We start from the raw sequence: 10,580 nt of genomic DNA on the forward strand, positions 1-10,580 counted from the left end.
AAATATTTAAATAGTTTTATCTCTTTATTAATATGCACCTATGAAGACATTAATTTTAAACATCGACCGGGATAACGATTACGGTATGAAGGCCGGTATTACCGGACCGATTATTGGATATAATAACTGTTACAGGGCAGCCACTGCCCTGATAACAAAGGACCCCGAAGATTCTGATTCAAACGCACTTTTTGGTGCACTAAAACATTACCAGGAATTAAAGGATAAGGGAGAAAATGTGGAAATAGCACTAATCACCGGTGATAGTGACGTTGGGGAAAAATCAGATGAGATTCTGAGCCTTCAGCTTGATGAGGTATTAAACATGGAACATTATGATGATTTAATCCTCATTTCTGACGGTGCCGAGGATGATTATATAACACCAATAATAGCATCACGAATTAAGATAAGGTATGTTAAGCATATTATAGTAAGGCATAATGAAAATATTGAATCCACATATTATTATATTGTTAAAGCCTTTAAGGATAAAAAAGTTTCAAGGAAGTTCACCGTGCCTGTTGGTCTGCTTTTACTCAGCTATGGTATTGCACTGCTAATATTTACTGTATATTCCATGATAATAAGCAGGTCATATGTTATTATACCATCAAGCGGTGCAATTATGCTTGTTACAATAGTTATAGGTTCCTATTTTATTTTAAAGGATGCGGATATAAGGCCAAAAATTGTAACAGTATTAAGCGCTTTAAAGGAATATTCAGAAGAAACAAAGATATCCATGCTATCATATGTGGTGTCCTTCTTTATAATAATTATAGGCATTGCATATACATATGAGCAGACACTTAAAACAGTACCATTGTTAAATAAAATTCTGGTTTTTCTGGCAATAATTTCATGGTGGGTTTACGGGTCTTACCTATCAAGATCATTATTTGAGGCCTTTGATATATCATTTATTAGCAAGGCTGGAAGGCTCTCAAAAATATGGTACGGCGTATCATTTTCAATAGCCCTAGAGTTAATTACCTACGGAATGATAAATTATATAAGATATGTTGTGGGCTTTATAAAATTTTCATCTTTTATGATCTACTTTGTCTATCTGATAGCCGGGATTATTATGGCCCTCGTCACAGCAGTAATACATAAGTACCGTTCAACAATAAAATCAAAGCAAAAATCATTATTTGGTGTAAAATGAATTTAATACAATGGTTAAAAATATATGAGGATATAACAGACTCATTGGGGATAAACCGCAATGAAGATTTAATATCATCATTTATTCTTTCAAATTATATTAACAGCAATGAAAATTTTTTAAAAAAATACCATGGTAAAAATTTCTTTATAGTAGGAAATGGAAAAAACATGCCTGATGGATTAAATTCAATATCTGGCGGTGTGGTTATTGTTGCCGATTCAGCAGTAACAAGATTCCATGAATATGCATCAATTAAGCCCGATATAATTGTTACAGACCTGGATGGTGACATTAATTTAATTCATAATTATTATAAAAATGGTACTGATTTAATAATACATGCTCATGGGGATAATATTAATAAAATACTCAAGTATTCATCGAAATTCCCAAGGGCAATGGGAACCACACAGAACATACCCATAAAAAACATAAAAAATTATTTTGGATTTACTGATGGGGACAGGTCAGCATTTCTTGCAAAGTATCTTAATGCTTCCAGTATAATATTGATTGGATTCTGTTTCAAAGAGGTTACCATAAAGCCATACTATGACGAAAATTCCATAGCATTTAAGAAAAAAAAGTTATTTTGGGCAAGGAAACTTCTTGAAATACTTGCCAGCGAAAGGCATAAAAAATTCATTGAATCAAGTGTGATTGAGATTTAGTTTTTTGTAATTATTTTGCCATCCCTGTATATAACAGGATAATTATACATATCAACCTTTATTGAATAGTCTATATCATGACCCGCACCCATAATCTTTAATCTTTTTGCTCCATGACTGTTTATAATTTTATTTATATAATCATCAATATTTACCTCATTTCCCTCAAGCCTGCTTTTAAGCATTTCTGCATAAATATAATCCTCATCAGATTTACCATCCGGTCTGTTAGATACCACAAGGGAAATATTTTCATTATCTTTAATGGCATTATAGGTTGCCGTTAAATTTATAAATGAAGAAATATATATATCTCCAGGATATTTGATAAGCTTGAATAGCACCTTAATACCGTTTGTTGATGTAAATAAGACTATTTTTCCAGAAAGGTCAGCATTCATAATGGAGTATGGTGAATTTTCAAAATTAAACCCGGGTATTTTTAATCCAAATCTTTCCCCACTGGTAATATAATCCTGATTCTTATTTTTTAATTTTCTTGTCTCTGTTATGGTTCTTACCGGAATTACATATTTTGCACCACGGTATAAAATTAATGGAATTGTCGTTGTAGATCTAAAAATATCTATCAGAACTTTTGTTGAACCGTCAAAAATTTTTTCTTTTCGCCCATCAACTATATTTACATTCATCTGTATTGTATAATATATAAATATAAGTTATTTTTTATAGGAGCATAAATTTTCAAAAACTATTATGTAATTTTTATAATTGTTAAACATTTTAAAAAAGAAAAATATTAAAAATATGTTTATAATATGGTATAATCAAAAGGTGTAACATATGGTTGCTGTTAAAACAATGGTTGAGGGAGGTAAAGCCACAACTGGCCCGCCTCTTGGTCCGGCCCTTGGACCTCTTGGGCTCAATCTCGGACAGGTTGTTAAGGATATAAACGAGAAGACAAAATCCTTCGCGGGGATGCAGGTGCCTGTAACCGTAAATGTTATAGACCCCACCACAAAAAAATATGAGATAATAGTGGGTGTGCCCCCAACATCCGCCCTCCTAAAGAAGGAGGTCGGAATAGAAAAGGGATCAGGAAATGTAAAGGAAAAAATAGCTGGCAATGCGACACTTGAACAGATAAAAAATGTTGCAAAGGCCAAGAAACCATCATTACTTTCATACAATATGAAAGGAGCTGTTCTGGAGGTTTTGGGAACTGCTGTTTCCCTTGGAATAACAGTGGAGGGGCAGAGCCCAAAAGAGATACAGAAAAAAATAAAGAACGGCGAAATAGAAATAGGTGAATAATAATGGCCGGTGGAGTAATTAAAAGCATACAGGAAGCAAAACAGGGAAAGGAAAGAAAATTTAAGGAAAGCCTTGAGCTTGCCTTTAATCTAAAGGATGTTGATATGTCGGACCCCAAAAACAGAATCAATGAGGAAATAATACTTCCCGGGGGTCGTGGCAAGGATATTAAGGTTGCGCTCATAGCCAGTGATGAAATGAGGCTAAAGGCACAAAATGCCGATTATAAATACAGTCTTGAGGATTTAAATAATTTTATAGACGATAAAAAGGCATTTAAAAAGCTTGTAAATAAAATAGACTTCTTTGTGGCTGAATCTACAATGATGGGGTCTATTGGTAAAAGTCTTGGTATAATACTGGGACCCAGGGGTAAGATGCCAAAACCCGTGCCTCCAGGCCAGGACCCAACACAGTTGATAGAAAATCTTAAAAAAAGTGTAAGGGCGCGCAGCAGGGACAAAAGGACTTTCCATGTTCCCATAGGCGTTAAGGATATGCCAGACGATGTGATTTCCCAGAATTTGAATGCAGTTGTTAAAAGGGTTATATCACATCTTGAGAAGGGAAAAAGCAATCTTGCGTCTGTGTACATAAAATCTACCATGGGCAAGGCTGTAAACATAGATTTGGGTGATATAGAATGAGCGAGCCAGCAAAATGGAAGGTTGAATTGGTAGATTCGATTACCAACGAAATAAACAACAGCCCGGTTGCAGCTGTTGTTAGCATAAAGGGCTTAAGAAACAAGGAATTCCAGAAGATCAGAAACGATCTGAGGTCAGATGCACATATTAAGGTCATGCGTGCAAGGCTCCTGCAGAGGGCCTTTAAAAATAGCAATAAAAAAAGCATAGGGAACATGGCAGAATTTGCCAACGGACAGGTTGCACTTTTAACAACAAAGGAAACACCAAAATCAATATATGACATACTAGAATCAAAAAGAACAAAGGCAGCAGCCAGAGGCGGTGAAATAGCAGAGGATGATATAATAATAGAGCCAAAGGAAACAAATTTTCCACCAGGCCCAATGATAACTGTATTTCAGAAGGCAGGTATACCAGCAGGTATTGAAAAGGGTAAGATTGTAATAAAAAGTGAGGTAAAACTCGTAAAGAAGGGAGAGGTCATAACAAAGGATAAGGCACAGATACTTGAAAAACTTGAAATACTCCCTGTTACAGTTGGACTTGACCTTCTCTCTGCATATGAGGATGGCATTATATTCACAAGGGATGTGCTATCAATTACCGTTGAGAGCATAATGGCAGATCTTTCAAAGGCATTCTTCGGTGCAAAAAATATTGCAATGGAAATTAAATATCTCGTACCGGAAACTGTTAAAGAATTTATTTCAAAGGCATATCTGGAGGCACAGGAACTTGCATTAACCACAAACTTTGTGGACGAAAAGAACATTGAAATCTTTATAAGGAAGGCTGCAATAAATGCTGGCGCAATTAATGCGTTAACAAATAAAGATTTAAATAATGAAAACATAGAGGATAAAAAGGAAGAAAAGAAAGAAGAAAGCAAGGAGGAAAAATCTGAAGATGATGCAGCTTCAGGACTCGGAGCTTTATTTGGATAAGGAGGTAGTTTGAATGGAATATATATATGGAGCATTGTTACTCCACACAGCTGGAAAAGAAATAGATGAGGAGAACTTGAAGAAGGTACTCGAAGGCGCAGGAGTTACTGCTGATGAGGCAAGATTAAAATCTCTTCTTGAAAGCATGAAAAATGTGAATATAGATGAGGTTCTTAAAAATGCAGCAGCAGCTCCAGTAGCCGCAGCAGCACCTGCACCGGCAGCATCTGAGAAGAAGGAAGAGAAGAAAGAGGAGAAAAAGAAGGAAGAAAAGAAAGAGGAAGCAGAATCAGATGCAATGGCTGGACTAAGCTCTCTGTTTGGATAAATATATAAATGAATTAATATGAATTTAAATAATTTTTTTTGGTTATTAATAAAATATATTATACCACTTGCAATTTTAATTTACTCTCTTATAAGGTTTAACTCATTTTTACTGCTTATATCAATAATATGGCTGATTTCCTCCATTGGGGTAACAATAATGGATGCTGATATAAAAAATAATTTTATTTCCGATTAAATATAACAAATATAAAAATTATATTAGATTCAATTCTTTGAGTTTATCATAAACCTCTTTTGCATGGTCCTTTGGTGTAACCTTTGGAAATACATATACTATTTTTCCCTTATTTATTATATAGGTCACACGCTTTGCGGTTGACAGCCCAAGAACTCCGTAATCCTTAACTATTTTCTTTTCCTTATCTGAAACAAGTGTAAAATTTAATCCTTGCTTTTCCTGAAACCTTTTATGCGATTCTGGTGAATCGACGCTGACACCAAGAACCGTCACGCCATTTTCATTAAAAAGGTCTATATTATCTCTGAAATTCTTTGCCTCCACGGTGCATCCTGGGGTGTTATCCTTTGGATAAAAATAAAGAACCACCGTCTTATCGGCAAAATCGCTCAATTTTACCCTGTTCCCATCCTGATCTGTGGCCTCAAAATCCGGTGCAGTATCGCCAACATTTAATAATTCCATGATTATATATAATTAATAAATTAATAATATTTTTGTATTTTTTTAAAATAATTTCATGATCTGATCATTCATATAATGTATTATTTTAACAGCCTCTCCCTTTTTATTCCTCATTATATTTTCACCATCATCCATTGCAATTCCCAGTGCAATATAATAACCCTTACTGCTTTTTATATAAACTGTATCCCCTTTTTTAATATTAATATCCATATCTATAATGCCGGGTGCGAATAGGTTTGAACCATTATTTATATGGGGTTCTGCCCCTGAATCTATAACCACCACCCTGTCCTTTGGCTTAATGTAATTAATAAGGTATATTGTTGGCATATCATTGACTATCACAGGTCTGCCCATATAATAATATATTTTATCCTTCTTTTTTTCCTCAACCTCAATATTTTCAAGTCCTGATATGTCCATGCCCTTTGCTGCCATCTTGTCCCTTAATTCTTTATAATCTTTTTTTGATATTACATGTTTAGACATAATTAATCAATTATGGCTTTTAATTTATTTAACTCTTTGTTAATCTCAGTGCCATTTATTATGTTCTTCATATATGGGTATATTAGCTCTCCAAGTTTTTCCTCACTGTCAGAGAAACGCCACCCCTCATTCTTTCCAAGAACAGAAAGAAATGCAGAGTATATCCCCTTTTTTATTGGGCTATCCACTGATCCCCTCTGGCCATACACTATCCCCGCCTCCTCACCGTGGCTAAAATATTCTGTAATCAGCCCTATTAAAAATCCAGAATTTTCAGACCAGGGCTTTACTATTTTATTTTCCACATTTTTCCTGTTTTTAATATCTGCAGCCATATTCATTATCTCAAGTGGACCACCTTTTAGTTTTTTTATTTCATCATCATTTAAACCATACATCAGTTTAATTATTTCATTTTTATATCGGGGAAATAGAAATTCAAATATTTTCCTCTGGTTAGCGTTTTCCAGATAAAATCCTGTTTTTGATTCCCTTAATTTATCCTTGATAAAATCTGAAATTTTTGGGTCAAAATTTAATATTTTTACAAAATCCTCAACACCATAATTTTTATTATCTATTACAAAGAGTGCATTATTTTTTACATAATTAATCTTGAATTTTTTTATTTTTGAAAAGAACGTTCTGCCATCTATGTTATTATTTATATACTCAAAAACTGTACCTTTATCATCATCGATGAATTCAAGAAAATCAGTTTTAATATCAAGATTGTAATCGTACATTGCAATGTGTTTAAATAATAAATATGGTATGTTCTGCTGAAAATCCTCATAAATAATAATTTTTATGTTAAACAAATTGAACTCCATTTTATTTCCGGAGGTCCCAAATATAACATCACCATTTTCTATTTTATATTGAAGTTTTTCATCATTTAATATATCCTTAAGGGTTTCTATATTAATCATGTTTTTACATGTTGCCTGAAAAAAATTGGAGGAGGAATAAATGTTTAATTTTTTGTTTTTTATAACATTTTTAAATGCAAGCAGCCTGTAAACAGTATTGTTGTAATTTTGAACCCCTGATAATATATACTCATCGGAATTTCCCCTTTTGCAGAATGATACAGACCCATAATTCGTTTTTATTATTCCGGTTAATGGAACCCTCTCATTTTCCAGTATTTTATAGGATTCTGATATGGCACTGAGCAGCTGGTCTGCGGAATTAAAATATTTTCCAAAATTTTTGTTCTGCATCATGGCCTCAATCTTTTTTTTATAAGATTTTACCGGGCAGAACATGCAGCTATCGGTGCATTCAGGAAGTATAACAAGTGGGTCTTCAAAAAATTTTTTTATATTATCAATAAATTTTCTTTCACTATCTGCTGAATTACTTTTAATTTTCATGCCTTATCAAGATTTCTAATGGCCTCAGCCTTTACCGTTACCGGTATTGGTACCATGGATTCTATTAACTGGACTGTTACCTCCTCCCTGGCGGCATCTATTGATGTTATCTTTGCCCTTTCGCCCTTGAATGGCCCCTCAACAATCTCCACAAGGGCCCCCATTTCAAGGCCCGTAACCGCTGGCTTTGGTGTAAGGTATTTTTCTATCTCTGATATATCTATTTCACCGGAAACCAGACCCTTAAATCCCCTTATCTGCCTTGCCAGAAGCTCAACGCGGTCCACATGCATGGTTTCGATAAAGAAGTATCCCTTTATTTCATATGGAGACATTATTGCCATTATTTCATTTTCAGCATTTGGGTTGCTCTTTTTTCTATCGTCCCTGTCCTTCTCCCCATGATTTGAAAGGTCTATGGCAATATCAAGTTCCTTGCCTATTGTACATTTTGCTATTATTATTACCGGTCTTAAAATTACCTTAAATATTTTATTATACTTATTTATGCCATCCTCTGAATTTATTGTTAGATTTACTGTGAGTGAGTCATTCATATACCCCCCTCTTGGGGTATCTATCTCTAAATTCAGGTCGCGGCTTTTATTTCCCTCTATATCAAAATCCTCATTTATTTCTTTATTATCCTTTGGGGACAAATTATAATCATTTTTTAATTTAATCTTCCATTCTATTAATGGATCTTTCTGATTGAAGCTGCATTTTATATTTACATTAAACTTTCTTTTTACATTCTGAATGTTTTTAACAGTTAAATTTAATGGTATTAAACTGCTATCAGTATCCTTTTCCTCCCTCTTCTTAATTTTCTTATTGCATCCCGCATTTATTTCATCACCAATATTTGATTCCAGCCATTCAAATTCCTGTTCCATTAAAACTCACCTAAAACACTATCTGCATTATATAATATATAATAAAACCTATTAATCCTAAAAGAATAATTCCAACACCTGCTATAAGGGATATTTTAGTGTATTCCTCACCTGTTGGTTTTTTGGCCATTTTTAAAATCCTTGAATATTTTCCCTTGCCTATTCCCTGAAATCTTCTCTCTATTTTCTCCTGCTGCTCGATTAGCCTGTCCTCAACGGTCTTTTTGTCCTGGGTAGTTTTATCCATCATATTGATAAGACAAACATAAAATAAAATCTTTTCTAAATTGTATTAAAATTCTTTATAAAAACATTAAAGCATAACAAAAATTAAAAAATAAAAAAAGTAGTGTAAGGCAAAGCTGCCTTTTCATGGAGGTGATCCATCCGCAGGTTCCCCTACGGATACCTTGTTACGACTTAACCCTCCTCACCAACATCAGATTTGACTTAACCCTCTCGAATTAAGCCTCATCCAACACCAACTCGGATGGTTTGACGGGCGGTGTGTGCAAGGAGCAGGGGCATGTTCACCGCGGGTTGTTGACCCGCGATTACTACGGAATCCAGATTCATGAGGGCGAGTTACAGCCCTCAATCCTAACTATGGACGGGTTTCGCGATTAGCTTCCCCTTTCGAGGTTGCAACGCATTGTCCCGTTCTTTGTAATGCGCGTGTAGCCCGGGAAATTCGGGGCGTACTGACCTGCCGTCGACCGCTCCTTCCTCCATCTTAGCGATGGCGGTCTCTCTAAAGTGCATGTATATTCGCATATACATTAGCAATTAGAGATGTGGGTCTCGCTCGTTATCACACTTAAGTGAACGCCCTACGGTACGAGCTGACGACGGCCATGCACCACCTCTCCTGCTATCGAGTAAACTCGTCAGGTTGACTCTCATCCACAGGTCGTTCCCGGTGAGTTTTCCGGCGTTGAATCCAATTAAACCGCACATTCCTCCCGTTGCGGTGCTCCCCCGCCAATTCCTTTAAGTTTCAGTCTTGCGACCATACTTCCCAAGCGGCCCACTTAACACCTTCGCTCCGACACTGCCTTCCCTCAACGGAAAAGCAACATCAAGTGGGCAGTGTTTACAGCTAGGACTACCCGGGTATCTAATCCGGTTTGCTACCCTAGCCTTCGTTCCTCACCGTCAGATTCGTTCTAGTTAAACGCCTTCGCCACCGGTCGTCCTTCCAGGATTACAGGATTTTACCCCTACCCTGAAAGTACGTTTAACCTCACCCGATCTCAAGTTTTGCAGTCTCTTCAGGCCTTCTGAAGTTAGGCTTCAGGATTTACCTGAAGATTTACAAAACCGGCTACGAACGCTTTAGGCTCAATAAAAGTGACCACCACTTGTGCTGCGGGTGTTACCGCGGCGGCTGGCACCCGTCTTACCCAGCACTTATTCCTTATACTTTTTAGGTATAAGAAAAGTCTTGGCTATGCCAAGACACTCAAGCTCCCCGTGTCGCGCTTTCGCGCATTGCACAGTTTTCGCGCCTGCTGCGCCCCGTAGGGCCTGGACTTATGTCTCAGAGTCCATCTCCGGGCTACCCCTCCCAGGGCCCGTACCCGTCTAAGGCTAGGTGGTCCGTTACACCACCTACTACCTGATAGGCCGCAGACTTATCCTTGGGCGTCGAAACTTTCATTGCCTAAACCTTCCAGTTTTAAGCAACTATAAGGTATTAGCCTCAGTTTTCCGAGGTTATCCCTTTCCCAAGGGTAAATTATCCACGTGTTACTGAGCAGTATGCCGGCATCTTACGATACCTTGACTCGCATGGCTTAGTCGGAACTTGATAGCAGTGGCCGCCGGCAGGATCAACCGGAGTTAATCCTACCTCCACTTTTATTGTTAAAGAAATTAGCGGCTTTGCCTTACATATCGGAACCCATTATTCAAATGGGAACTTCATCTCTGCCAACCCTGGAAAATAGATTTCATCCAAATGCATTTTCATGCATATTATCCATCTATCCGTTTGAGATTGGTTTTGTGCTACTATTAGTAATTACATATCTGTATATAATATTTTTCAATTTTAGAGATTTTATAAATTAATAAAAAATTTTAAAATAATTATATTAGCT

At 36.1% G+C, this 10,580-nt stretch carries 12 protein-coding genes and 1 rRNA gene; 6 read left to right on the plus strand and 7 right to left on the minus strand.

The annotated features are described in order from the left end of the window. Nucleotides 1–40 precede the first annotated feature (40 nt). Nucleotides 41–1,171 carry a DUF373 family protein gene (locus AOG55_RS08255; RefSeq protein WP_048101881.1) on the plus strand — a complete coding sequence of 377 codons (1,131 nt, stop codon included), beginning with the start codon at nucleotides 41–43 and terminating at the stop codon, nucleotides 1,169–1,171. Then, nucleotides 1,168–1,845, plus strand: coding sequence for a 6-hydroxymethylpterin diphosphokinase MptE-like protein (locus AOG55_RS08260; protein WP_048101880.1), 678 nt, complete (start codon nucleotides 1,168–1,170; stop codon nucleotides 1,843–1,845). The genes AOG55_RS08255 and AOG55_RS08260 overlap by 4 nt, the downstream gene beginning before the upstream one ends. Here the strand turns inward: AOG55_RS08260 and AOG55_RS08265 are convergent. Then, nucleotides 1,842–2,498, minus strand: coding sequence for a 2-phosphosulfolactate phosphatase (locus AOG55_RS08265; RefSeq protein ID WP_048101879.1), 657 nt, complete (start codon nucleotides 2,496–2,498; stop codon nucleotides 1,842–1,844). The two genes, AOG55_RS08260 and AOG55_RS08265, sit on opposite strands and share 4 nt — an antisense overlap. Before the next feature lie 151 nt (nucleotides 2,499–2,649). Here AOG55_RS08265 and AOG55_RS08270 point away from each other — a divergent pair, with 151 nt between their 5' ends. The 4 genes from AOG55_RS08270 to rpl12p are packed head-to-tail and all read left to right on the plus strand — an operon-like array spanning nucleotide 2,650 to nucleotide 5,045. Next, nucleotides 2,650–3,123, plus strand: a complete 474-nt coding sequence (locus tag AOG55_RS08270; RefSeq protein WP_048101878.1) for a 50S ribosomal protein L11 — start codon at nucleotides 2,650–2,652, stop codon at nucleotides 3,121–3,123. Between the two features lie 2 nt (nucleotides 3,124–3,125). Beyond that, complete coding sequence (locus tag AOG55_RS08275; RefSeq protein WP_048101877.1) at nucleotides 3,126–3,770, plus strand: 50S ribosomal protein L1; 645 nt, start codon at nucleotides 3,126–3,128, stop codon at nucleotides 3,768–3,770. Further along, the gene (locus tag AOG55_RS08280; protein WP_048101876.1) at nucleotides 3,767–4,717 is read left to right on the plus strand and encodes a 50S ribosomal protein L10; all 951 of its coding nucleotides are present in this window, start codon (nucleotides 3,767–3,769) and stop codon (nucleotides 4,715–4,717) included. The genes AOG55_RS08275 and AOG55_RS08280 overlap by 4 nt, the downstream gene beginning before the upstream one ends. Nucleotides 4,718–4,730: 13 nt before the next feature. Beyond that, a complete protein-coding gene (gene rpl12p / locus AOG55_RS08285) occupies nucleotides 4,731–5,045 on the plus strand; it encodes a 50S ribosomal protein P1 (RefSeq protein ID WP_048101875.1) in 315 nt (104 codons plus the stop codon). A gap of 216 nt (nucleotides 5,046–5,261) precedes the next feature. On the opposite strand, the gene AOG55_RS08295 is transcribed toward rpl12p, so the two are convergent. The 6 genes from AOG55_RS08295 to AOG55_RS08320 form a co-directional block, all read right to left on the minus strand. Then, the gene (locus tag AOG55_RS08295; protein WP_048101873.1) at nucleotides 5,262–5,711 is read right to left on the minus strand and encodes a peroxiredoxin; all 450 of its coding nucleotides are present in this window, start codon (nucleotides 5,709–5,711) and stop codon (nucleotides 5,262–5,264) included. 42 nt (nucleotides 5,712–5,753) lie between these two features. Further along, nucleotides 5,754–6,203, minus strand: coding sequence for a DUF1947 domain-containing protein (locus AOG55_RS08300; RefSeq protein ID WP_052656804.1), 450 nt, complete (start codon nucleotides 6,201–6,203; stop codon nucleotides 5,754–5,756). A 2-nt stretch (nucleotides 6,204–6,205) separates the two neighbouring features. Continuing rightward, nucleotides 6,206–7,582 (minus strand): hypothetical protein, encoded by a 1,377-nt coding sequence (locus AOG55_RS08305; protein ID WP_054964122.1) that lies wholly within the window; start codon nucleotides 7,580–7,582, stop codon nucleotides 6,206–6,208. Further along, nucleotides 7,579–8,478: a transcription elongation factor Spt5 gene (locus tag AOG55_RS08310; RefSeq protein WP_052656802.1), complete on the minus strand. Its 900-nt coding sequence runs from the start codon at nucleotides 8,476–8,478 to the stop codon at nucleotides 7,579–7,581. Before AOG55_RS08310 ends, AOG55_RS08305 begins: the two co-directional genes overlap by 4 nt. Before the next feature lie 10 nt (nucleotides 8,479–8,488). Continuing rightward, nucleotides 8,489–8,725: a protein translocase SEC61 complex subunit gamma gene (locus tag AOG55_RS08315; protein WP_052656800.1), complete on the minus strand. Its 237-nt coding sequence runs from the start codon at nucleotides 8,723–8,725 to the stop codon at nucleotides 8,489–8,491. A gap of 126 nt (nucleotides 8,726–8,851) precedes the next feature. After that, a 16S ribosomal RNA gene (locus tag AOG55_RS08320) occupies nucleotides 8,852–10,321 on the minus strand. Nucleotides 10,322–10,580: the final 259 nt, after the last annotated feature.

Source organism: Acidiplasma cupricumulans (assembly GCF_001402935.1).
Taxonomy (GTDB): Archaea; Thermoplasmatota; Thermoplasmata; order Thermoplasmatales; family Thermoplasmataceae; genus Acidiplasma; species Acidiplasma aeolicum.

Coding starts and splice junctions, on each gene's coding strand:
- AOG55_RS08255 (WP_048101881.1), top strand. CDS start 41: ATGAAGACATTAATTTTAAACATCGACCGGGATAACGATTACGGTATG.
- AOG55_RS08260 (WP_048101880.1), top strand. CDS start 1,168: ATGAATTTAATACAATGGTTAAAAATATATGAGGATATAACAGACTCA.
- AOG55_RS08265 (WP_048101879.1), bottom strand. CDS start 2,498: ATGAATGTAAATATAGTTGATGGGCGAAAAGAAAAAATTTTTGACGGT.
- AOG55_RS08270 (WP_048101878.1), top strand. CDS start 2,650: ATGGTTGCTGTTAAAACAATGGTTGAGGGAGGTAAAGCCACAACTGGC.
- AOG55_RS08275 (WP_048101877.1), top strand. CDS start 3,126: ATGGCCGGTGGAGTAATTAAAAGCATACAGGAAGCAAAACAGGGAAAG.
- AOG55_RS08280 (WP_048101876.1), top strand. CDS start 3,767: ATGAGCGAGCCAGCAAAATGGAAGGTTGAATTGGTAGATTCGATTACC.
- rpl12p (WP_048101875.1), top strand. CDS start 4,731: ATGGAATATATATATGGAGCATTGTTACTCCACACAGCTGGAAAAGAA.
- AOG55_RS08295 (WP_048101873.1), bottom strand. CDS start 5,711: ATGGAATTATTAAATGTTGGCGATACTGCACCGGATTTTGAGGCCACA.
- AOG55_RS08300 (WP_052656804.1), bottom strand. CDS start 6,203: ATGTCTAAACATGTAATATCAAAAAAAGATTATAAAGAATTAAGGGAC.
- AOG55_RS08305 (WP_054964122.1), bottom strand. CDS start 7,582: ATGAAAATTAAAAGTAATTCAGCAGATAGTGAAAGAAAATTTATTGAT.
- AOG55_RS08310 (WP_052656802.1), bottom strand. CDS start 8,478: ATGGAACAGGAATTTGAATGGCTGGAATCAAATATTGGTGATGAAATA.
- AOG55_RS08315 (WP_052656800.1), bottom strand. CDS start 8,725: ATGGATAAAACTACCCAGGACAAAAAGACCGTTGAGGACAGGCTAATC.